The 22,125-nt window shown below is 66.7% G+C and carries 23 protein-coding genes; 18 read left to right on the forward strand and 5 right to left on the reverse strand.

Annotated features, from left to right (window positions below):
* The first annotated feature begins 395 nt into the window (after nt 1-395).
* The 5 genes from ACV4UZ_RS18170 (at nt 396) to ACV4UZ_RS18190 (ending at nt 4,313) form a co-directional block, all read left to right on the forward strand.
* Entirely contained in the window at nt 396-1,322 is a 927-nt protein-coding gene (locus ACV4UZ_RS18170) for a sulfite exporter TauE/SafE family protein (protein WP_491602198.1), read from the forward strand.
* The gene (locus tag ACV4UZ_RS18175; protein ID WP_491602199.1) at nt 1,322-2,074 is read left to right on the forward strand and encodes a TIGR02186 family protein; all 753 of its coding nucleotides are present in this window, start codon (nt 1,322-1,324) and stop codon (nt 2,072-2,074) included. Before ACV4UZ_RS18170 ends, ACV4UZ_RS18175 begins: the two co-directional genes overlap by 1 nt.
* A 20-nt stretch (nt 2,075-2,094) precedes the next feature.
* On the forward strand, nt 2,095-2,562 hold the full coding sequence (locus ACV4UZ_RS18180) for a universal stress protein (protein WP_491602200.1): 468 nt from the start codon (nt 2,095-2,097) through the stop codon (nt 2,560-2,562).
* A 107-nt stretch (nt 2,563-2,669) separates the two neighbouring features.
* Nucleotides 2,670-3,218 carry a NifU family protein gene (locus ACV4UZ_RS18185; protein WP_491602201.1) on the forward strand — a complete coding sequence of 183 codons (549 nt, stop codon included), beginning with the start codon at nt 2,670-2,672 and terminating at the stop codon, nt 3,216-3,218.
* A gap of 246 nt (nt 3,219-3,464) precedes the next feature.
* Nucleotides 3,465-4,313 carry a glucosaminidase domain-containing protein gene (locus tag ACV4UZ_RS18190; protein ID WP_491602202.1) on the forward strand — a complete coding sequence of 283 codons (849 nt, stop codon included), beginning with the start codon at nt 3,465-3,467 and terminating at the stop codon, nt 4,311-4,313.
* Nucleotides 4,314-4,353: 40 nt separating this feature from the next.
* Here ACV4UZ_RS18190 and ACV4UZ_RS18195 read toward each other — a convergent pair whose 3' ends face one another.
* The 3 genes from ACV4UZ_RS18195 to ACV4UZ_RS18205 all read right to left on the reverse strand — a co-directional run bounded on the left by ACV4UZ_RS18195 (nt 4,354) and on the right by ACV4UZ_RS18205 (nt 9,219).
* Nucleotides 4,354-5,148: a hemerythrin domain-containing protein gene (locus ACV4UZ_RS18195; RefSeq protein ID WP_491602203.1), complete on the reverse strand. Its 795-nt coding sequence runs from the start codon at nt 5,146-5,148 to the stop codon at nt 4,354-4,356.
* Between the two features lie 130 nt (nt 5,149-5,278).
* Entirely contained in the window at nt 5,279-7,864 is a 2,586-nt protein-coding gene (acnB, locus tag ACV4UZ_RS18200) for a bifunctional aconitate hydratase 2/2-methylisocitrate dehydratase (protein ID WP_491602204.1), read from the reverse strand.
* Nucleotides 7,865-8,289: 425 nt separating this feature from the next.
* The gene (locus tag ACV4UZ_RS18205; protein WP_491602205.1) at nt 8,290-9,219 is read right to left on the reverse strand and encodes a DUF1848 domain-containing protein; all 930 of its coding nucleotides are present in this window, start codon (nt 9,217-9,219) and stop codon (nt 8,290-8,292) included.
* Nucleotides 9,220-9,471: 252 nt separating this feature from the next.
* On the opposite strand from ACV4UZ_RS18205, the gene ACV4UZ_RS18210 reads away from it, so the two are divergent.
* The 8 genes from ACV4UZ_RS18210 (at nt 9,472) to ACV4UZ_RS18245 (ending at nt 15,985) form a co-directional block, all read left to right on the forward strand.
* On the forward strand, nt 9,472-11,295 hold the full coding sequence (locus ACV4UZ_RS18210) for a lytic transglycosylase domain-containing protein (RefSeq protein WP_491602206.1): 1,824 nt from the start codon (nt 9,472-9,474) through the stop codon (nt 11,293-11,295).
* Nucleotides 11,296-11,347: 52 nt separating this feature from the next.
* Nucleotides 11,348-11,779 (forward strand): HPr kinase/phosphorylase, encoded by a 432-nt coding sequence (locus tag ACV4UZ_RS18215; RefSeq protein ID WP_491602207.1) that lies wholly within the window; start codon nt 11,348-11,350, stop codon nt 11,777-11,779.
* Nucleotides 11,779-12,696, forward strand: a complete 918-nt coding sequence (rapZ, locus tag ACV4UZ_RS18220) for an RNase adapter RapZ (RefSeq protein WP_491602208.1) — start codon at nt 11,779-11,781, stop codon at nt 12,694-12,696. Before ACV4UZ_RS18215 ends, rapZ begins: the two co-directional genes overlap by 1 nt.
* Before the next feature lie 69 nt (nt 12,697-12,765).
* Nucleotides 12,766-13,173 carry a PTS sugar transporter subunit IIA gene (locus ACV4UZ_RS18225; RefSeq protein WP_008616805.1) on the forward strand — a complete coding sequence of 136 codons (408 nt, stop codon included), beginning with the start codon at nt 12,766-12,768 and terminating at the stop codon, nt 13,171-13,173.
* A complete protein-coding gene (locus tag ACV4UZ_RS18230) occupies nt 13,173-13,466 on the forward strand; it encodes an HPr family phosphocarrier protein (protein ID WP_491602209.1) in 294 nt (97 codons plus the stop codon). The genes ACV4UZ_RS18225 and ACV4UZ_RS18230 overlap by 1 nt, the downstream gene beginning before the upstream one ends.
* Nucleotides 13,467-13,476: 10 nt before the next feature.
* A complete protein-coding gene (gene ptsP / locus ACV4UZ_RS18235) occupies nt 13,477-15,285 on the forward strand; it encodes a phosphoenolpyruvate--protein phosphotransferase (RefSeq protein ID WP_491602210.1) in 1,809 nt (602 codons plus the stop codon).
* Between the two features lie 19 nt (nt 15,286-15,304).
* Nucleotides 15,305-15,715, forward strand: a complete 411-nt coding sequence (locus ACV4UZ_RS18240) for a cupin domain-containing protein (RefSeq protein ID WP_491602211.1) — start codon at nt 15,305-15,307, stop codon at nt 15,713-15,715.
* A 24-nt stretch (nt 15,716-15,739) separates the two neighbouring features.
* A complete protein-coding gene (locus ACV4UZ_RS18245) occupies nt 15,740-15,985 on the forward strand; it encodes an AAA family ATPase (protein WP_491602440.1) in 246 nt (81 codons plus the stop codon).
* Here ACV4UZ_RS18245 and ACV4UZ_RS18250 read toward each other — a convergent pair.
* Entirely contained in the window at nt 15,889-16,899 is a 1,011-nt protein-coding gene (locus ACV4UZ_RS18250; RefSeq protein ID WP_491599453.1) for an IS30 family transposase, read from the reverse strand. The two genes, ACV4UZ_RS18245 and ACV4UZ_RS18250, sit on opposite strands and share 97 nt — an antisense overlap.
* 49 nt (nt 16,900-16,948) lie before the next feature.
* Between ACV4UZ_RS18250 and ACV4UZ_RS18255 the strand changes: the two genes are divergently transcribed.
* Both ACV4UZ_RS18255 and ACV4UZ_RS18260 read left to right on the forward strand, forming a co-directional pair.
* Nucleotides 16,949-17,245: a hypothetical protein gene (locus tag ACV4UZ_RS18255; RefSeq protein WP_491602212.1), complete on the forward strand. Its 297-nt coding sequence runs from the start codon at nt 16,949-16,951 to the stop codon at nt 17,243-17,245.
* Between the two features lie 82 nt (nt 17,246-17,327).
* Nucleotides 17,328-18,285, forward strand: a protein-coding gene (locus ACV4UZ_RS18260) for an IS630 family transposase (RefSeq protein ID WP_491599710.1) whose coding sequence is annotated in 2 segments (ribosomal slippage) — nt 17,328-17,659 and nt 17,658-18,285 — 960 coding nt in all. Because the reading frame shifts where the segments join, the coding sequence is not laid out codon by codon here.
* 12 nt (nt 18,286-18,297) lie between these two features.
* On the opposite strand, the gene ACV4UZ_RS18265 is transcribed toward ACV4UZ_RS18260, so the two are convergent.
* Nucleotides 18,298-19,358, reverse strand: a protein-coding gene (locus ACV4UZ_RS18265; RefSeq protein ID WP_491599526.1) for an IS630 family transposase whose coding sequence is annotated in 2 segments (ribosomal slippage) — nt 18,298-18,866 and nt 18,866-19,358 — 1,062 coding nt in all. Because the reading frame shifts where the segments join, the coding sequence is not laid out codon by codon here.
* 222 nt (nt 19,359-19,580) lie between these two features.
* On the opposite strand from ACV4UZ_RS18265, the gene ACV4UZ_RS18270 reads away from it, so the two are divergent.
* The 3 genes from ACV4UZ_RS18270 to ACV4UZ_RS18280 all read left to right on the forward strand — a co-directional run bounded on the left by ACV4UZ_RS18270 (nt 19,581) and on the right by ACV4UZ_RS18280 (nt 22,085).
* Nucleotides 19,581-19,877, forward strand: coding sequence for a hypothetical protein (locus ACV4UZ_RS18270; protein WP_491602213.1), 297 nt, complete (start codon nt 19,581-19,583; stop codon nt 19,875-19,877).
* Between the two features lie 83 nt (nt 19,878-19,960).
* On the forward strand, nt 19,961-21,361 hold the full coding sequence (gene ahcY, locus ACV4UZ_RS18275; protein WP_491602214.1) for an adenosylhomocysteinase: 1,401 nt from the start codon (nt 19,961-19,963) through the stop codon (nt 21,359-21,361).
* A 76-nt stretch (nt 21,362-21,437) separates the two neighbouring features.
* Nucleotides 21,438-22,085, forward strand: coding sequence for a FecR family protein (locus ACV4UZ_RS18280; protein WP_491602215.1), 648 nt, complete (start codon nt 21,438-21,440; stop codon nt 22,083-22,085).
* The last annotated feature ends 40 nt before the right edge of the window (nt 22,086-22,125 follow it).

Genomic DNA, 22,125 nt, shown 5'->3' on the forward strand with positions numbered 1-22,125 from the left:
TTCCGGGCATCCACGCCCATCGGCAGGGACTATTGTTTCATGAGGCATTCCAGCGGATCCGCGTGGATGGCCGGGACGATGCCCGGCCATGACGGTGAGGTTGGGCGGGGCGATCAGCTCCGTCCTCTTGGTGTCCTTGGTGTCTTGGTGGTTGAAGAGGCTTTTCCGTATCCCCATTCCGGTGGAGCCATCTCAAACCAAGCCTGGGCAAGGCGAGAGACCAGTGCTGGCCGAAGTAAACCGGACGGCGGTGGGCTACGCCTCGGGATGACAGGTCCGGGCACCGAACATTAGAGAACCGTAAAATTCCTGTTGCCATCATACCCCGGTTGGAGCGACAACCTAGGAACCCCGAAAGCGCCGTGTGAGAGCGCAAGGGGCAGGGGGCGGAAGGAATGCAGATCTACCTTCCCATCGCCGAGATGTCGGTGAACGTCTTCGTCATCCTGGGACTGGGTGGCGCAGTGGGATTCATGTCCGGCCTGTTCGGGGTCGGCGGCGGCTTCCTGATGACGCCGCTGCTGATCTTCCTGGGCGTGCCGCCCACCGTGGCGGTGGGGACCGAGGCCAACCAGATCGTCGCCTCGTCGGTGTCCGGCGTGCTGGCCCATTGGCGGCGCGGCAACGTGGACGTCAAGATGGGGATGATCCTGACGCTGGGCGGCTTCGTCGGCTCGACGCTGGGCGTCTATCTCTTCAAGTGGCTGCGCGGCCTGGGCCAGATCGATCTGGTCATCTCGCTGTGCTACATCATCTTTCTCGGCATCGTCGGCTCGCTGATGCTGGTGGAGAGCATCCAGGCGCTGCTGGCCAGCAAGCGCCATGGCGGCAACATCCCGGTGCGCAAGAAGCATCAGCACAGCTGGATGCACGGCCTGCCCTTCAAGATGCGCTTCCGCCGCTCGCAGCTCTACATCAGCGCCATCGTCCCGGCGGTGATCGGCCTGTTCGTCGGCATCCTGGCGGCGCTGATGGGTGTGGGCGGCGGCTTCATCATGGTGCCCGCCATGATCTACCTGCTGGGCATGCCCACCTCGGTGGTGGTGGGGACCTCGCTGTTCCAGATCATCTTCGTCACCGCCAACGCCACCTTCCTGCAATCGACCATGAACCACACGGTGGACGTGGTCCTCGCCCTGCTGCTGCTGCTGGGCGGCGTGATCGGCGCCCAGATCGGCGCCCGCTTCGGCGTCAAGCTGAAGGGCGAGCAGTTGCGCTCGCTGCTGGCGCTGATGGTGCTGGGCGTCTGCCTCAAGCTGCTGTTCGACATGGTGACGGTGCCCAGCGAGCTGTTCGCCGCCGGGACGGGGGGCAAGCACTGATGAGACGGCTGGCGCTCCTCCTCCTCCTCGTGCTGCTGCCCCTGCAAGGCGCCCGCGCCGCCGAGCCGCTGGTCGCCGACCTGTCCAAGCATCTGGTGGCCATCACCACCGGCTTCGCCGGCACCGACGTGCTGCTGTTCGGCGCCATCGAGGAGGCCGGCGACGGCAAGACCGGCGACGTGGTGGTGGTGGTGCGCGGCCCCAACAAGGCCGAGACCCTGCGGCGCAAGGATCGCGCCGCCGGCATCTGGATCAATTCCGGCATCGCCAAGGTGGACAACGCGCCGTCCTTCTATCAGGTGGCCTCGACCCGCCCGCTGGAGGAACTGGCCCCGCCCGCCATCCTGGGCCGCCACCAGATCGGCCTGGACCACCTGGATCTCGCCATCCGGGTCAAGGACAGCGGGGCCGACACGGCGGAGTACCGCAAGGCGCTGATCCGCCTGAACCAGAAGAAGGGGCTTTACGGCGACAAGGTGCTGGACATCGGCATGCTGAGCCAGCGCCTGTTCCGCACCGACGTGCACTTTCCCGCCAACGTGCCGGTGGGCGTCTACATGGTCGAGGTCTACCTGATGGTGGGCGGGCAGGTGGTCAGCGCCCAGACCACGCCGCTGGTGGTCAGCAAGATCGGCATCGGTGCCGACGTCTACGACTTCGCCCACCAGCAGGCGGCGGCCTACGGTCTCATCGCCATCGCCCTGGCCGCCTTCGCCGGCTGGCTGGCGGCGGTGGTCTTCAAGAAGGCCTGAACTTTCCCCCGGAGGACATCATGCCGACCAATCGCGTTTTCCTGGTGGTGGTGGACGATTCGCCCGAGATGCAGGCGGCGCTGCGCTTCGCCTGCCGCCGCGCCTATTCCTCCGGTGGACAGGTGGCGCTGCTGCGCGTGATCGAACCCACCGAATACGAGCACTTCGCCTCCATCGGCAATCTGATGCGGGCCGAGGCGCGCGAGGCGGCCGAGGAACTCCTCAACCGTCTGGCCGGCGACGTCAACCAGCTGTCCGGCCACATGCCGGTGCTCTATGTGCGCGAAGGCACGCCCAGGGACGAATTGATCGCCCTGATCGCCGAGGAGCCGTCCATCTCGGTGCTGGTGCTGGCCGCCGACACCGGGCCGGGTGGGCCGGGGCCCCTGGTTTCGGCGCTTTCCGGCAAGTATATCGGCAAGCTGCGCGTGCCCCTCACCCTGGTGCCGGGCAGCCTGACACCCGAGCAGATCGACGCCATTTCCTGAGAAGGGTCCGGTCGCCGGCCGGCGTGATTCATCCTACTCCTTGACTCGGAGATCGGTGACGCCATCTACTAGGGGCAGTTTTCGTGCCCCGGAGCGTAAGGACCCCCATGTTCATCCAGACCGAACCCACCCCCAATCCCGCCACCCTGAAGTTCCTGCCCGGCACCGTGGTGATGGGGCAGGGCACCGCCGATTTCGCCGATTCCTCGCGCGCCTCGGGCTCGCCGCTCGCCACCCGCCTGTTCGCCATCGACGGCGTGAGCAGCGTGTTCCTCGGCACCGACTTCATCACCGTGGCCAAGGCCGATTCCGCCGACTGGCAGGTGGTCAAGCCGCAGGTGCTGGCGGCCATCATGGACCATTTCAATTCCGGCGACCCGGTGATCAACCCCGGTTCCGAGGCGGCCGCCGCCTCGGGCGACGATGACGGCATCGTCATGCAGATCAAGGAACTGCTCGACACCCGCGTCCGCCCGGCCGTGGCCCAGGACGGCGGCGACATCATCTTCCGCGCCTTCGAGGACGGCATCGTCTACCTGCACCTGCAGGGCGCCTGCTCGGGCTGTCCCAGCTCCAGCGCCACCCTGAAGCACGGCATCGAGAACATGCTGAAGTATTATGTTCCCGAGGTGATGGCCGTCCAGGCCGTGGACTAAGCATCTCTTTTTTCAACGTTTCGTCGGCACGCCCCGTGGCTTCGGCCCGGGGCGTGTTCTTTTTCCGTTCGTATGGCGGGCGGAATTTGGTTGATCTATCTCAATCGCCTCGGGTAAGGTCGTTGCCGATATTGCACTGCAACAAAATGGAGGCAGGCCGATATGCGACGCGGGTCGATCGGATCCCGAATCTTCACAGCCGCCAGTTTCGCCGCCCTTCTCGGCGCGGTTGGCGGGCTTTACTGGATGGTTCTTCAAGACAAGGCCGCGCCCGTCGCGGCACCCCGCCCCCTGGCGAGCGAGGCCACGCCGCAGCAGCAGGCCGCGCCCCTGACCGGCGACGACGTCAGCAGCGCCGCCCGGCTCAACGCCGCCCTGGACCGCATGGGCTATCGCCTCGAGGCGGTGGCGGCCGGTCAGGCCGACGTGCCGCCGCTGTTCCTGCCCAATATTCCCGGCGACATCGACGACCTGCCCGACATCGAGGGCAGGAAGGCCGTGTTCCTGCGCGTCATGCTGCCGCTGGTGCTGGCGGTGGACGAGGAAATCGCCGCCGAACGCTCGCGCCTGCTCGACATCATGAACCGCAAGGCCAACCGCCTGCATATCGCCGCTTCGGATCAGGCCTGGCTGGCCGATCTCGCCCGGCGCTACGAGGTGGAGGACGGCAATCTGCGCAAGCTGCTGTCGCGCGTCGACGTGGTGCCGCCGTCCCTGGCCCTGGCCCAGTCGGCCGAGGAATCCGGCTGGGGCACCTCCAAACTGGTGCGCCGCTCGCGCAACCTGTTCGGCCATACGGTCGAGGTGTCGGCCGACGGGTCGGGCATGCGCAACTTCACCACGCTGTACGAGGCGGTGCGCGCCTATGTGCACAATCTCAACACCCACCGGGCCTATGAAGGCCTGCGCCGGGCACGCGCCCAGGCCCGCGGCGAGGGCGGCCGGCCCGACGGCCATGCCCTGGCGGCGGCGCTGTCGGCCTATTCCGAGCGGGGCGACGCCTATGTGCAGACCATCCGCGCCCTGATCCGCCACAACGATCTGAACCGCTACGACCAGGCCCGCCTCGCCCGGCTGCAGGTCCGGCGGGGCTGAACCACGGCAAGGCGGGTGGGACGCCCGCGCTCCCGCACCATCACGGAGCGCGGGCGTCCCGCCCGTCACTCCCAAGGTCCTGGCGGTCGATGCCCAGGATGTGCTCCATCACCCAGAACCGCAGGTAATGGTCCACCAGAATGCCCAGGCCGTGCCCGCCGGTAGCGGCCAGGTCGTCCAGTTCGGCCAGCATGCGGACATGATCGGCACGGTGGTGCGGCAGCGGCTTGCCCCGGGACTCCAGATACGTCTCCTCGGCGGCGAAGTGGCGGCGGGTCAGATCGAGAAACCGGCGCAGCAGATCGGCGCAGACGGCGTCTTGCCCGCTCCGGGTGGCCCGTGACAGCTGGTTGAACAAATCCACCATGCTCCGATGCTGGTCGTCCACCCAATCGATGCCGATGACCATCAGATCGGCCCATTTCAGGGTCGGGCTGCCGGAATGGGCGCGGATGGCGTCCCAATAGGTGGCATCCTCCAGCATTTCGTGGTCGAGCAGGGTCTGTTCCAGCTCGTCGAGGATGTGATGGCGGGAGGTGGGCGTCGACAAGGTGTCGAGGGTCGCCAGAATGTGATCCAGGCGCCGAAGGATCCGGATGTGGGCGCCGTCATGGCTGGAGGCGGCGTCGAAGCCCGCCCCGCTGAAGATCACCTTCTCCACCGCGAAATGACGCGCGAGCACGCGGCGGAAATCGGCGAGGGCGATCCCGAACGCCGCCGGGTCGCCGCTGTCGCGCGCCGCCAGGGCCGCCCGCTGGATCAGCCCGGTCAGCTGGTCATGCTGCTGGTCGATGAGGGGATTGCCGCTGGGCGGAATCCGGTGTGCCGGAGGCATGTTCTCCACCACGGAACGTGGGGTTGAAGACCAGCATGCCATGATGGTGACGGAACGGCAACGATCATCAGAAAGAGAAAAACCCCCGCCGGCTGCCCGACGGGGGTTTCGCCTGATCACTTGACCCGGGTCAGACGGCGACCTTGGCGGCCATCTCGCTGAACTCGGCGATCTGGTCGAAGTTCATGTAGCGATAGACGTCGGCGGCCTTGGCGTTGACCACGTTCACCTGCTCCAGATACTCGGCCACGGTCGGAATCTTGCCCATCAGGGCGCAGACGGCGGCCAGCTCGGCGGAGCCGAGATAGACGTTGGTGTCGATGCCCAGACGGTTGGGGAAGTTGCGCGTCGAGGTGGACATGGCGGTGGACCCCTTGCGGATCTGCGCCTGATTGCCCATGCACAGCGAACAGCCGGGCATTTCCATGCGGGCGCCCGACTTGCCCAGCACCGAGTAGTAGCCCTCCTCGTTGAGGATCATGGCGTCCATCTTGGTGGGCGGCGCGATCCACAGGCGGGTGGGGATGTCGGACTTGCCCTCCAGCACCTTGCCGGCGGCGCGGAAGTGACCGATGTTGGTCATGCACGAGCCGATGAACACCTCGTCGATCTTGGCCCCGGCCACCTCGGACAGCAGCTTGACGTCGTCGGGGTCGTTCGGGCAGGCGACGATGGGTTCCTTGATGTCGGCCAGATCGATCTCGATCACCGCGGCGTATTCGGCGTCGGCATCGGGGGCCAGCAGGTCCGGCTTGGCGATCCACTCCTCCATGGCCTTGATGCGGCGGCCCAGCGTGCGGGCGTCCTCGTAGCCATTGGCGATCATCCACTTCATCAGGGTGATGTTGGAGCGCATGTACTCGATGATCGGCTCCTTGTTCAGCCGCACGGTGGCGGCGGCGGCGGAGCGCTCGGCGGCGGCGTCGGTCAGCTCGAACGCCTGCTCGACCTTGAGGTCGGGCAGACCTTCCATCTCGAGGATACGGCCGGAGAAGACGTTCTTCTTGCCCTTCTTCTCCACGGTCAGCAGGCCGGCGCGGATGGCGTAGAGGGGGATGGCGTTGACCAGGTCACGCAGGGTGACGCCGGGCTGCATCTTGCCCTTGAAGCGGACCAGCACCGATTCCGGCATGTCCAGCGGCATCACGCCGGTGGCGGCGGCGAAGGCCACCAGACCCGAGCCGGCCGGGAAGGAGACGCCGATGGGGAAGCGGGTGTGGGAATCGCCGCCGGTGCCCACGGTGTCGGGCAGCAGCAGGCGGTTCAGCCACGAGTGGATGACGCCGTCGCCGGGACGCAGGGCCACGCCGCCACGGGTGGAGATGAAGCCCGGCAGCTCGCGGTGGGTCTTGACGTCCACCAGCTTGGGGTAGGCGGCGGTGTGGCAGAAGGACTGCATCACCATGTCGGCGGAGAAGCCGAGGCAGGCCAGATCCTTCAGCTCGTCGCGGGTCATGGGGCCGGTGGTGTCCTGGGAGCCGACCGTGGTCATGCGGGGCTCGCAATAGGTGCCGGGACGCATGCCCTTGCCCTCGGGCAGGCCACAGGCGCGGCCGACCATCTTCTGGGCGAGCGAGAAGCCCTTGCCGGTGTCCTTGGGAACGGCCGGCAGGCGGAACAGGGTGGAGACCGGCAGGCCCAGGGCCTCGCGCGCCTTGGCGGTCAGGCCACGGCCGATGATCAGCGGAATGCGGCCGCCGGCGCGCACCTCGTCGAAGATCACCTCGGACTTGACGGTGAATTCGCTGATGACCTTGCCGTCCTTCAGCGCCTTGCCCTCATAGGGGCGCAGCTCGACCACGTCGCCCATGTTCATCTGGTTGACGTCCAGCTCGATGGGCAGCGCGCCGGCGTCTTCCATGGTGTTGTAGAAGATGGGGGCGATCTTGGTACCCAGGCACACGCCGCCGAAGCGCTTGTTGGGGACGAAGGGGATGTCCTCGCCGGTGAACCACAGCACCGAGTTGGTGGCGGACTTGCGCGACGAGCCGGTGCCCACCACGTCGCCCACATAGGCCACCAGGTTGCCCTTGGCCTTCAAGGCCTCCAGCTGCTTGACCGGGCCGCGGTTGCCGGGCTCGTCCGCCTCGATGCCGGGGCGGGGGTTCTTCAGCATGGCCAGGGCATGCAGCGGGATGTCGGGGCGGCTCCAGGCGTCGGGAGCGGGCGACAGGTCGTCGGTGTTGGTCTCGCCGGTCACCTTGAAGATGGTGACGGTGAGGCTTTCCGGCACCGCCGGGCGCGAGGTGAACCATTCGGCGTCGGCCCAGGACTGCAGCACCGCCTTGGCGTTGGCGTTGCCCTTGTCGGCCAGTTCCTTGACGTCGTGGAAGAAGTCGAACACCAGCAGGGTCTTCTTCAGCCCCTCGGCGGCGACGCCGCCCACCTTGGCGTCGGACAGCAGCTCGATCAGCGGCTTGACGTTGAAGCCGCCCAGCATGGTGCCCAGCAGCTCGGCGGCCTTCTCGCGGCTGATCAGCGCGCAGGCGACGGTGCCCTTGGCCACCTTGTCCAGGAACTCGGCCTTGATCTTGGCGGCGTCGTCCACGCCGGCGGGAACGCGATAGGTGATCAGATCGACGAGGGCCTGTTCCTCGCCCTTGGGCGGGTTCTGCAGCAGGCCCACCAGGGCCTCGGTCTGCTCCGCCGACAGCGGCAGGGGGGGAATCCCGAGCGCGGCGCGTTCGGCGACATGCTGGCGATAGGCTTCAAGCACGGCGTAATCCTCTCGATCAAGGTTGCGGCCCCACTTCCGGGTGGTTCGGCCGATCCGTTGGACGCGCGCAAACGCCGCGACCTTGGCTGTTGCCGAGGTCCCCGGTGTCCGGCGCGCAGGATACCACCCTTAAGTGGGGGTTCAAGCGGAAGAAAACTACCCCCAACCCCTGCCCGGGGAAAAGACAATTTCTTTGGCCCGGTTCGCATGCCGCCCATGAAATCGCCACAATTGGCCCCGATGATCCCCGTCATGGCCCTCCGCAAGGCCGTCGCTCCCCCGTCCCCTCTCGAGCGACAGCCGGCCAGACGCGGCGGCCGATGCTTCCCCCCCTGGCATCGGCCGCCGCACTTATTTTCAAGGTCCCTCAGTCGCCGGGCGCCGCCGGTGGCGGCTTGGCTCCCGTCGCATAAGCGGCCTTTGCGTCACAGCAATGTCGGCGGCTTTTCCTCTTGCTCCAGCCAGGGCGGCGGCAGCAGGAATTCGGACTCGGGGTCGTGTTCGGCGTAACGGCGCTTGGCCAGGGTGCGGGACCCCACCGCGTAGCAATAGGTGCAGCCGTGCGGGCAGGTGTCGTACTCGCCCAGATCCCGGCTTTCATGGCACAGGCAGCCGGGACGGTTGCCCTTGACCTTGGCGTTGATCCGCCGGTCCAGGCCCCAGCCCCTGGCCACGTCCTCCAGCCTTCGTGCGTCGATGCATGACGACGGTTCGATGCCGGGCGCCAGCAGGTCGGGCTGCGAGCACAGGGTCAGACGGATGCCGTGGGCGGCCCCCAACCCGGTCAGCCGGAGCAGCAAAGCCCGCTTGTCGTCGGCTGCCGGATCGCTCCAGGCGAAACGGTGGGCGCGGGCGGCGGCGGCCAGATTGCGTTCGGTCTTGCGATAGACGGTGGCGAACGACACCGACACCTCATCGGTGACTCCTTCGAGGCGCGCCGCGAGGCGGGCGAAGTTCGCCTCGTGCCAGTCGAGCGGCGTCAGCGAGGTGGCCAGGATGGGATCGTAGCGCCACACCACGGCGCGGGGACCATGGGCGCGGGCCAGATCCGCCATCAGGGCCAAAGAGCGCTCCACCTCGATCACCGAACGTTCCAGGACACGGGGATAGCCGGTCAGCGTGCACTGAAGGACGAAGGGCATGTCCGCCCGCCGGACCTCGGCCAGCGCCTCTTGGAACGGCCCGGGATTGCGCGTCCAGAACACGAAGCCGTCCACGCCCCGGCGCAGCGGGATGGTGGAGACCTGCCGCCCATAGGGATTGACCGCCTTGGCCCAGCCCGCCCGGAAGCGGTTGAGGAACCAGGGGCCGTAGAAGGCGGGAATGTCGGTGCGATAGCTGGCCGAGACGATCATTTCCCCATTATGGAGGTTACGGCCGAGTCCTGTCACCACGACTCGGGAGCAAAGTTTAATTCATTGTTTTTACAGGTGAATTTACAATCCATTCACGAATCGCGAGTCGTTTTTCGTTGCCCTGGCGGGGGGCGTCATTTATAAAACCGCTGACCACGATTGGTTTTGTCGATAACCCCGTGGTCCGGTCCCGGCGCGCGATCCGCGAGCGACGGGTGAATCGGACCACCCGCGTATCAGAGGAGAACAGCCTTGCGCGACAGGCTCCTCCCGGCAGTGATGCTGGCGATCATGGCAGCCACCTCCCCGGCCCTGGCGGGCGAAGCCGCCAAGACGGAAAAGGTGCGAATCGCCGCCGCCGATGGCGCCCGCACGGCGGCCATTCTCCCCGGCTCCAATCGCGAAGCCCGCGTCGCCCCCCTGCCCAAACCCCTTTCCGCCGCCGACGCCGAACTCTACAAGCGGGTGATGGCGCTGCAGGCCTCGGGTCAGCTGGCCGCCGCCGACCGCGAGCTGGGCAAGGTCCACGACGAATTGCTGAAGGGCCACGTGCTGGCCGCCCGCCTGCTGGCGCCGGGGGCCAAGCCCAAGTTCCAGGAAATCCGCGCCTGGCTGTCCGAATACGCCGACCTGCCCCAGGCCGAGGCGGTCCACAGGCTGGTCAAGGGCGCCAAGGGCCTTGGCGCGTTGCGCGCTCCGGCCAAGGGCGGGCTCAAGGGCACCAGCATCGAGTTCGAGGCCGATGGCGCCACCTGGGAAGAGGTGGCCTATGACGTGGATTCCTCGCCCGCCAAGGTCAGGACCTTCAAGGCCCGGCTGCGCCAGGCCCTGCGCGACGAGGAGCCGGCCCGCGTCGAGGCCATGATGGCATCGAATGAAGCCCAGGCCATGTCCGCCCTGGATTTCGACCGCATGCGGCTGATGGTCGCCGCCGACCACTTCGCCGGCGGCCGCGACGAGCCCGCCGCCACCCTGGCCGGCCGGTCGGCCGAACGCTCGGGCGAGCAGCTGCCCGCCGCCCACTGGATCGCCGGACTGGCCCAGTGGCGCATGGGCAAGCCCGATTCGGCGCGCCGCCATTTCGAGGAGGTGGCCAAGCTGGCCGACGGCCAGGACTGGCTGTCCGCCGCCGGCGCCTTCTGGGCGGCGCGGGCCAATTTGGTCACCCGGCGCCCCGAGGCGCACAATCACTGGCTGGAATTGGCCGCCACCTCGTCGCGATCCTATTACGGCCTGCTGGCCCGTGCCGAGCTGGGCCACGAGAACCAGTTCTCGTGGGAGGTCCCGCCCTTCACCGAGGGCGATGCCGATCTCCTGATGCGCATCCCCGGAGCGCGCCGCGCGCTCGGCCTGCTGCAGCTGGGCGACCGCGCCGGCGCCGAGGAAGAGCTGCGCAAGCTCTATCCCAATGCCGGCAAGGGGGTGCGCCAGTCCATGCTGGTCCTGGCCTATGCCGGCCAGATGCCCGCCCTGGCGGTGCGCCTGGGCGGCTCGTCGCTGCCGCGCGACAACGGCCGCCTGCACGACGCCGCCGCCTTCCCGGTGCCCGACTGGACGCCCAAGGGCGGCTGGCAGGTGGACAAGGCCCTGGTCTTCGCCCTGGTCCGCCAGGAATCCTCGTTCAACCCCAATGCCCGTTCGGGCGCCGGCGCCGCCGGGCTGATGCAGCTGATGCCGGCCACCGCCGTGGCCGTCGGCGGCCGGGGCGCGCGGGACCGCCTGCACGATCCCGAGCACAATCTCGGGCTGGGCCAGCGCTACGTCGCCAAGCTGCTGGCTGAGGAGCCGGTCAACGGCAACCTGCTGCTGATGGCCGCCGCCTACAACGCCGGCCCCGGCAATCTGAGCCGCTGGCTGGCCAATATCCGCCACAACGACGATCCGCTGCTGCTGGTGGAAAGCCTGCCGTCGCGCGAGACCCGCGCCTTCGTTCAGCGGGTGATGACCAGCTACTGGATCTACCAGAGCCGGCTGGGCCAGCAATCGGACACCCTGGAAGCGGTGGCGTCGGGGGAATGGCCGCTCTATTCCGGCCAGGATCCGGTGCAACCCGTGGCCCGCAAGGCGTCCCGCTGAGTCCTTCCCGGCGCGGCTTGACTCGGGCGGGTGGCGCGGTCACCCTTCGACCATGATTCTCGTCCACGGCACCTGCGTGGCTATCGGCGGGCGCGGCGTCCTGCTGCGCGGCCCCTCCGGAAGCGGCAAGTCGGATCTGGCGCTCAGGCTGATCGATGGCGGCGCCCTGCTGGTGGCCGACGACCAGACCCGGCTGGAGCGGGATGGAGACATCCTGGTCGCCCGCCCGCCCGCCACCATCGCCGGCATGATCGAGGTGCGCGGCCTGGGACTGGTTCGCATGCCCTATCTGGAGCGGGCGCCGCTGAATCTGGTGATCGATCTGGTCGCCCCATCCGAGGTGGAACGGCTGCCGGAAGCGAACGCCTTGGAATTGCTGGGATTGGCGCTCCGGCACCTGTGTCTGGCCCCCTTCGAGGCGTCGGCGGCGGCGAAGGTTCGCCTTGCGATGCGCGACGCGACGCGAGATATAATGCCGCCGTGATGAGCGACCTGCATTCCAGCCCGACGGATTCGACCCCGGCCAGCCCCCAGGCGGGCGGCAGCCGCGTGGTCTTCGTCACCGGCATGTCCGGGGCGGGCAAGACCATGGCCCTGAAGGCGCTGGAGGACATGGGCTGGGAGGCGGTGGACAATCTGCCGCTGGCGCTGGCGGCCAGCCTGGCGCGCCCGGGCGAGGGCATGGCGCGGCCCCTGGCGCTGGGGGTCGATATCCGCACCCGCGATTTCGGGGTGGAGCCGGTCCTGGCGGCGCTGGACCGCCTGATGGGCGAAAGCGGCCTGGACGTGCGCCTGCTGTTCCTCGATTGCGAGGACGACGTGCTGTGCCGTCGCTTCACCGAGACGCGGCGGCGCCATCCCATGGCGGTGGACCGGCCGCTGCTGGACGGCATCCGCCACGAGCGCGCCCTGGTCTCGCCGCTCAGGTCCCGCGCCGACGTGATGATCGATACCACCAATCAGCCGCCCGCCGAGTTCAAGCGGGTGCTGGCCGGGCATTTCGGACTGGAAAGCGCCGGCGGCCTGGTGGTGTTCGTCACCTCCTTCGCCTATCGCAACGGCCTGCCGCGCGAGGCCGACCTGGTGTTCGACGCCCGCTTCCTGGCCAATCCCCATTACGTCCCCGAGTTGAAGCCGCTGACCGGCCGCGACGCGGCGGTGGCCGAATACGTGGCCGCCGACCCGGCCTTCGGCCCCTTTCTCGACTCGCTCACCCGCCTCTTGGAGCCGCTGCTGCCGCGCTTCGCCGCCGAGGGCAAGAGCTACCTCACCATCGCCATCGGCTGCACCGGTGGCCGTCACCGTTCCGTCACCATCGCCGAGCGCCTCACCGACTGGATGAAGCGTCGCGGCGGACGGGTCGAGCTTCGCCATCGCGAACTCGACGAAGGGGGTTCATGATGTCACTGTGCAAGACAAGCGGGATCGGGGCCGGTGGGGCCGGCTCTTGTCCGCTCAAGGGGGATTGAGATGATCGGACTGGTACTCGTCACCCACGGCCGGCTCGCCGACGAACTCGTCGCCGCGCTCGAGCACGTGGTCGGACCGCAGCCCAATGTCGGGGCGGTCTGCATCGGCCCCGACGACGACATGGAGCAGCGCCGCAACGACATTCTGTCCAGCGTGGCCCGTTGCGACGACGGCGCCGGCGTGGTGGTGCTGACCGACATGTTCGGCGGCACGCCGTCCAACCTGGCCATCTCCATCATGGACAAGGCCAAGGTCGAGGTGATCGCCGGCGTCAACCTGCCCATGCTGATCAAGCTGGCCAGCGTGCGCCATTCCGAGCCCCTGGCCGACGCCGTCGCCAGCGCCCAGGAGGCCGGACGCAAGTACATCAACGTCGCTTCCAAGCTGTTGACCCAGGATCGCAAGTAATGTCGGACGTGACCCATACCGGCGGCGAGCTGGTCCGCACCGCCGCCATCACCAACCAGCGCGGGCTGCACGCCCGGGCCGCCGCCAAGTTCGTCAAGCTGGCCGCCACCTTCGATGCCCAGGTCACCGTCGGCCATCGCGGCACCGAGGTGTCGGGGCTGTCCATCATGGGACTGATGATGCTGGCCGCGGCACCCGGCTGCTCCATCGAGCTGAAGGTGAGCGGGGCCCAGGCCGCCGAAGCCATGGAGGCTTTGTTCGACCTGGTCGACCGCAAGTTCGACGAAGACTGACGCCAAGTCCATGACGACGCGCGGGGGAGGCACGGCGGGCGGACGAAGCAGGGCGGGAAGCCACCCGACCGGCATGTCCGGCGGGGAGATCGTCCGCGACGGCCTGGGCGTGTCGCGCGGCATCGCCATCGGGACTCTTTATCTGCACGATTCCGGCACCATCGCCGTGCCCGAATTGCGCATCGCCGCCAACCGGCTGGACGCCGAGTGCGCCCGCTTCGCCGAGGCCGCCGCCAATGCCGGCCGTCAGGTGGAGCAGTTGCAGGACAAGGCGGGGCGCCTGGGCGGCGCCGCCGGCGAGGAACTGGGCTACCTGCTGGACGCCTACCGCCAGATGCTGCACGGCTCGCGCCTGCTCAGGGGCGTGGAAAGCCGCATCCGCACCGAACGCATCAACGCCGAAGCTGCCGTCCAGCAGGAAATCAACGAGATCGTCCGCGGCTTCGAGGCCATGGAGGATCCCTACCTCGCCGCCCGCGTCGCCGACATCAAGGATATCGGCCGGCGTCTGCTGCGCGCGCTGACCAACACCGCCTATCGCCCCTTCACGGCCCTGCCCAGGAATGCGGTGATCGTCGCCGAGGAGATGACGCCCGCCGACACCGCCCTGCTCGATCCCGCCCTGGTGGCCGGACTGGCGGCCACGGTGGGCGGCAGTGAAAGCCACACCGCCATCATGGCCCGCTCGCTGGGCCTGCCCTCGGTGCTGGGCATCGCCGATCTGCTGACCGGGGTCAGGGGCGGCGAGACGGTGATCGTCGACGGCACCAACGGCCTGGTGGTGATCAATCCCCTGCCCGAGACCCTGGCCTTCTACCGCCGTGAGCGCGCCGCCTTCCTGAAGGCGCGCCGCGTGCTGGCCCGGTTGAAGGACGTGCCGGCCGTCACCCGCGACGGCGGGCGGATCGGGCTGCAGGCCAACATGGAGCTGCCCAACGAGGTGGGAGCGGTGCTGGATTCGGGGGCCGAGGGCATCGGCCTGCTGCGCAGCGAGTTCCTGTTCATGAACCGCGACGACGTGCCGAGCGAGGACGAGCAGTACCGTATCCTCAGGGACGTCATCGAGCGCATGGGCGGGCGGACCGTCACGGTGCGCACCTTCGACGCCGGCGGCGACAAGCTGGCCCCCGCCTTGGGCTGCACCATCGGCCCCAATCCCTCGCTGGGCCTGCGCGCCATTCGCCTGGGGCTGGCCCGCCAGGATCTGCTGGAGGCCCAGCTGGCCGCCATCCTGAGGGCGTCGGTTCACGGCCCCGTCCGCATCCTGATTCCCATGATCGCCACGGTGGGCGAGCTGCGCGCCACCCGCGAGGTCATGAACCGGGTGGTGCGTCGCCTGCGCAAGGCCAAGGTTTCCCTGCCCGATCCCCTGCCGCCGCTGGGCGCCATGATCGAGATTCCCGGGGCGGCGCTGTCGGCGGATGCCATCGCCTGGCACGCCGATTTCTTCGCCATCGGCACCAACGACCTGGTGCAGTACACCCTGGCCATCGACCGCGCCGACGAGGCGGTGGCCCATCTCTACAATCCATTGCACCCGGCGGTGCTGCGCCTGATCCAGTTCACCGCCCAGGCCGCCCAGCGGGCCAACATCCCGGTCAGCGTCTGCGGCGAGATGGCCGGCGATCCGCGCTACGCGCCCTTGCTGCTGGGGCTCGGCCTGCGCGAGCTGTCCATGACCACGTCGAACCTGCCGGTGGTGAAGAACCGCATCCGCGCCATGTCGCTGGCCGCGGCGGAAGGCCTGGCCCGCACCATCATGGAGCAGACCGATTCGGGACGGATCGGCCAGTTGCTCGACGATTTCGAACGTCGCTGAAGCATAAGGGGGAAACGCCATGCGTGTCTTGTTTGCGGCGGTGATGCTGCTGCTGGGGCCTGTGGCCGCCTGGGCGCAGCAGGCCTATCCCTCGGTGGAGCTGTTGTCCACCACCACCACGGTGATGGGCGAGCCCATCCGCTATCCCGACAGCGGCCCGGCCAAGGTCACCTCCACCATCGTCACCCTGGGTCCCCACTCAGAGGCGGCGCTGCATCTCCATCCCGCCCCCATGTACGCCTACATCCTGGAGGGCGAGGTGGTGGTGGATTACGGGTCGCACGGCCGGCGCACCTTCACCCAGGGCCAGGCCCTGATGGAGACCATGGCCGTTCCCCACAAGGGCATCAACCTCACCGACCGGCCGGTGCGCATCCTCTGCGTCTTCATGGGCGCCGAGGGGACGGCCAATGTGAGTCTGGTGAAGTAGGTTATGCCGGCTGAACGCCCCTGGATGTGGATCATCGGCGGCCCCAACGGAGCCGGCAAGACCACCCTGGCCAAGGCGATTCTGGGCGAAGCGCTGGAAACGGCTGTTTTTCTCAATGCCGATGAGATCGCCAAGGAACTGGTGGACTTCCGTGCACCACAGGTGAGATGGACTCACATTTCAAGTGCAACACCGAGATCGATGGCTTTTCCGAGGAAAGCCTCAAGCGGAGTTCGATATCCGAGGCACTTTCGCGGGGTGAGGTTGTAGTCCATGGCCAGGTCGTCCAGATCGGCCTGGGAAACTGCCGCGAGATCTGTTTTTCGCGGCAGTCCCCGCCGCATTCGCCCGATGGCGTTCTCGACGCCGCCCTTCTGCCAGGGGCTATGGGGATCGCAGAAATAGGTTTTCATGCGAAGCCTTGTCTTCAGGCGGCGATGGGCCGCGAATTCAGAGCCGTTATCGAAGGTGATGGTGCGGCGCTGCTCGGCAGGAAATCGCCGCAGCATGGCGGTCAGGCTGTCGGCGATTGGCTCGGCGGCTTTGCTGAGGTGATGCCGGAGCAGAAGCAGGCGCGAGCTACGTTCGTGCGCCACCAGGACGGCTTGGCGATAGCGGGAGAACAGCATCAGATCGGCTTCCCAGTGGCCGGTCTGGCGCCGGTCGGCGACCTCGGCGGGACGCTCGGCTACCGGCACTCGCTGGGGAATGAAATGCACCGAGCTGCCGCCCTTGCGGCCACGCCAGCCACGCTGAAACTTGGCGCGCGGCAGCAGCCGGTGCAGATAGTCCTTGTGGCTGTTCACGCGCCAGTAGATGTAGCGGTAAATTGACTCGTGGCTGATCACCGGCCTACCTTGCTCAAGCTCGAGCCGCCCGGCGATCTGCTCCGGGGACCATCCCATCGCAAGGCCGTCCAAGGTCAGTTTCCTGAGCGCGCTCGAGCGCTCCAGTTTGTAAAGCTTGCGCCGCCGCCGGGCGCGGGCCTGGATCATCGCCCAATCCACCTTGTAGCCGACTTGGGCGCCACTGTTGCGCTCCAGCTCTCGGCTGATTGTTGACGCCGCCCGGCCCAAGGCCCGGGCAATGGCTCGCCGAGATTTACCGTCTGCATGCAGACGGTAAATCTCGCACCGCTCATCCAGACTGAGCTGATTGTATCGTTGTCCCATCGCAGCACCCATTATAGCGGGTGTTGCACTTCGATCGTGAGCTTAGGTGATGGCGGCCAGGATGCTGATCGATGCCGTCGATTTCTCCATCGCGGCCAGGCGGTCCTTTGCCGTGGAAACGACGCTTTCAAGCCGCCGCTATCTCCGTATTGCCCAACAGGTTCAGACCGGTGGGGTCTTTGGCAACAATTTCTGGCGAGTCGGACTTCTGTACGTGGGACTGAAGAACGCTGACATGGCGGTTGCCAGAGTTGCTCGCCGCGTCGCCTCGGGGGGCCATCACATCCCCGAGGAGGACATTCGACGGCGCTTTGTCCGGTCTTGCGGACTGCTCCCACATTATACCAACCTGCATTGATTAGAGCATCGGACCTGAAATCTGAATCGCAGGGGATTCCCTTGTAGGCGAAAAAGTGATTCAACCTCATTGGAGGTGGATCATGGGCAAATGGCTATCATCAGATCTTCGGGTCCGTGTTTACGGTAAGATCGAACACGGCGAATCGCGGCGAGCGGCGGCTCGGCATTTTGGAGTGAGCGCCGCGACCAGCGTCCGTCTTGCACAACGGATGGCGGCGACGGGTTCGTTGGAGCCCTTGCGGCAAGGCCGTCCGCCGGGCGGTGGTAAGCTGGCGGCCTTTGCCGCTCTTCTGACCGGCTGGGTGGAGGCGCAAGGCGACATCACGATGCCGGAACTGGCGGCCAAGCTGAAGGCCGAATGCGGCGTCACGGCCCACCCGGCGTCACTCTCGCGGTTTCTGATCGGGCAAGGCTTCAGCGTCAAAAAAAACGCTGCTGGCCACCGAAGCCGGTCGCGATGATGTGGTGGCGGAGCGCCGGACCTGGCTGAGCCACCGCCAGCCCCGGATGTGCCAGGAGCCTCACCGGCTGGCGTTCATCGACGAGACCGCCACCACCACCAAGATGACCCGGTTGCGGGGACGGGCACCGCGAGGGCAACGGTTCAAGGCCCGCGCGCCATTCGGCCACTGGGGAACCCAAACCTTCATCGCCGCCTTGCGCTGTGACGGTCTGACGGCACCCTGGATCATAAACGGCCCCATGAACCGACAAACCTTCGAGGTCTACGTCGAGACCCAACTGGCCCCGACGCTCCAGCCGGGCGACGTCGTCATCCTCGACAACCTCTCCAGCCATAAAAGCGAGAAGGCCAAGGCCATCCTCAAGGAGAGAGGCGCCTGGTTCCTGTTCCTACCCCCATACAGCCCAGACCTAAACCCAATCGAGATGGCCTTTGCCAAACTCAAGGCTCATCTCCGACGGATCGGCGCGCGCACCATCGACGACCTCTGGAAGGCCGTCGGCAATATCTGCGATCTCTACACCCCAGACGAATGCTGGAACTACCTCAGGGAAGCCGGGTATGTTTCAGATTAAACGCACGCCGCTCTAAAACCCATGGGCCCACTGGCGCCGACCGATGGAGATGATTTTCCATGGCTGGTCGATGAGCTTGTTCCAGGCATGGCAGCACAGAGCGATGATCTGATCGTAGGATTCGAAGACACGGTTGGAGAGCCAGTTCTGGCGGATGAACTGCCAGATGTTCTCAACCGGGTTGAGTTCCGGCGAGCGGGGCGGCAAAGGTAGGATGGTGATGTTGTCCGGCACGGTCAGCTTGTCGGTGGTGTGCCATCCCGCTTGATCGAGCATGAGGACGGCGTGGGCTCCCGGCCTCACCTGGGATGCGATCTCATCCAGGTGCCACTGCATGGCCAGGGTGTCGCAGCGCGGCAGGACCAGGGCGGCACCGACGCCGCGCTCGGGGCAGATGGCGCCGAAGATGTAGGCGGACTGGGTGCGCTGGTCATGGGGAGCCGAGGGGCGTGTTCCCCGCTTGGCCCACCGCCGCGTGATCTTGTTTTTCTGCCCGACCCTGGCCTCGTCCTGCCACCAGACCTCTACGTCGGTTCCGTGAGGCAGCTTGGCCCGGATCGCCGCCAGCTCGGAGGGGAAACTTTTTTAAAATCCTCGACGGCATCGCCGTTCTGGGCATGATGGCGGGGGCGGGCCGACAGCTTGCGGAAGCCCAGGGCCTTCAGTTCCCGCCCCAGCGTCGTCTCATCCAGCGAGATGCCGAAATCCTCGAAAATCCACAGGGCCAAATCCTTGAGCCGCCAGCGGACGACGCCATCCACCGCCGGGATCGGGCCGCGCTCCACTTTGTCCACCAAGGCCTGGCGTTGGGCGGTGTTCAGTTTCGACACCGGACCAGGAGCCTTGCGGTCGATCAGGCCAACCGGGCCGTGCGTGTTGAACCGAACAACCCAATCCCGGACAATTTGCAGGCCAACCCCGCCCAGCTTGGCCGCCGATCTCCTGCTGCCACCGTCGTAGATTGACGCCAGCGCCAGAAGACGACGCGTCTGGTCAGCATCCCTCGACCGACGAGCAAGAGCCCGAAGGACGGGACCATCATAATCGAGGCGAAGGGGGATCGGCGCTGCCACGGCAAATCTCCGGCTGTTTGCCAGAGTGACTCACATTCTGCCCTTCTTGGGAATCCCCTTCGTGAGTCGCGGTCAGCGCAGGCTGGTATTACATGCATGGGGTTGATCGGTGCTTGGTGTTCGACAACAGCGGCACCGTTCCCCATCTATTGCTTGATCATTGGGGAGCGCCCGATCCGAAGGAGCCGGCCTGCTTTCCTTGGGATATGGAGAGAGAGTCCGATGACTGAGCGCCAGCGGTTCGATGGTGTCTGGGCCCGCGAGATCGAACGCCGTTTCCAGGCCGAGGTTCTCCGTGAAACGACGCAATGGTGGACCCGCAAAGCCATTGAAGGCTTGGCCGATTCCCATGGGCTGAAGCTCCGTTGGCAATCGGAATCGCTGTGCTTCGTCTCTCATCCTATCGGTCTTGATGGCCTGGTTGCCCTTCGTATCGGTGAGCGAATCACGGACGACCAGATTGCCCAGCTGGAGGATTTGAAGGGGCTGATCGCCACTTCAAGCCCCATACCCACATAAAGATATCTTTATATCATGTTGCGTTTTGGCCGAAGGCCTGCTACACAGGCCCCAGCTGGAACATCATGTCTCAAGGGACCGCCATGACCGCCTTCACCGATTACAAGGTTGCCGACATTTCCCTGGCCGATTGGGGCCGCAAGGAACTGGACATCGCCGAGAGCGAGATGCCCGGCCTGATGGCCACCCGCGAGGAATTCGGCCCGCAGCAGCCGCTCAAGGGCGCGCGCATCGCCGGTTCGCTGCACATGACCATCCAGACCGGCGTGCTGATCGAGACGCTGAAGGCGCTGGGCGCCGACATCCGCTGGGCGTCGTGCAACATCTTCTCGACCCAGGACCACGCCGCCGCCGCCATCGCCGCCGCCGGCATCCCGGTGTTCGCCGTCAAGGGCGAGACCCTGGAAGAGTACTGGGACTACACCCACCGCATCTTCGAGTGGGCCGACGGCGGCTGCCCCAACATGATCCTGGACGACGGCGGCGACGCCACCCTGCTGATCCATCTGGGCATGCGTGCCGAGAAGGACATCTCGGTGCTGAACAACCCGACCTGCGAGGAAGAGGAAGTCCTGTTCGCCTCCATCAAGAAGAAGCTGGAGTCCGACAAGACCTTCTATTCGCGCAACGGCGCCGCCATCAAGGGCGTGACCGAGGAGACCACCACCGGCGTGCACCGTCTCTACGAGATGGAGAAGAAGGGCACCCTGCTGTGGCCGGCCATCAACGTCAACGATTCGGTGACCAAGTCCAAGTTCGACAACAAGTACGGCTGCCGTGAATCGCTGGTCGACGGCATCCGCCGCGCCACCGACGTCATGCTGGCCGGCAAGGTCGCCGTGGTCTGCGGCTTCGGCGACGTGGGCAAGGGCTCGGCCGAGTCGCTGGCGTCGCAGGGCTGCCGCGTCATCGTCACCGAGATCGACCCCATCTGCGCGCTGCAGGCCTGCATGGAGGGCTACGAGGTCGCCACCATGGAAGAGGCCGCGCCCCGCGGCGACATCTTCGTCACCACCACCGGCAACGTGGACGTGATCACCGTCGATCACATGCGGGCCATGAAGGACCGCGCCATCGTCTGCAACATCGGCCACTTCGATTCCGAGATTCAGGTCGCCGGCCTGAAGAACTTCGAATGGAAGAACATCAAGCCGCAGGTGGACGAGATCAAGTTCCCCAACGGCAACCGCATCCTGCTGCTGGCCGAGGGCCGTCTGGTCAACCTGGGCTGCGCCACCGGCCACCCCTCCTTCGTGATGAGCGCCTCGTTCACCAATCAGGTGATGGCCCAGATCGAGATCTTCACCAATCCCGGCAAGTACGAGAAGAAGGTCTACGTCCTGCCCAAGACCCTGGACGAGAAGGTGGCCAAGCTGCACCTCGCCAAGCTGGGCGCCACGCTCACCAAGCTGAACCAGAAGCAGTCCGATTATATCGGCGTGGCGGTCGAAGGCCCCTTCAAGCCGGAAACCTATCGGTACTAAGCTGCGAATACGTTAGACCGACGAAGGCCCCCTTCCGGTGACGGAAGGGGGCTTTTTCATGGGGAGATGCCGTCCGATGTGTACCTGTGGCAAGTCCGGACCGAACCGCCGCCGTCTGCTGACCGGCATGGCCGCCCTGGCGGCCTTCGGCGCCCTGCGCCCCGCCGCCGCCATGACGCCCGAAGGCGGCAGCCTGCGCCAGAGCGGCGGCGCGGTCCTGATCAATGGCCGGCCGGCCCAGGCGGGCAGCGCCGTCGCCGCCGGCGACCGGGTCACCACCGGACCGGGGGGGCAGGCGGTGTTCACCCTGGGCGACGACGCCTTCCTGCTGCGTTCCGATGGCGCGGTGACCGTCGCCGATGGCCCGGCCGGGCGCCGGGTCGATCTGGAGAACGGCGGATTGCTGTCGGTGTTCGGCCCCAAGGCCATCACCCTGAAGACTCCCCACGCCAGCGTGAGTATCCGGGGCACCGCCGCCTATCTCGAGGCCCGCCCGGCCATCACCGACATCTGCCTGTGCTACGGCCATGCGGTGCTGAGGCCCGATGCGGCCCCGGACAGGGCCGAGGAGGTGCGGACCCGCCACCACGACGCGCCCCGCCGCGTCTTCGGTCCCGGACGCCAGCCGGTGATGGAGCCCTATATGGTCACCAACCACACCGACGAGGAACTGGTGATGCTGGAAGCCCTGGTCGGACGGGTGCCGCCGTTCGTGACGAGGTAACGCCCCCCTTGCTCCAAGCCGCGCTTGGCCCCAAACTCTG

It is taken from the genome of Paramagnetospirillum sp. (assembly GCF_058402745.1).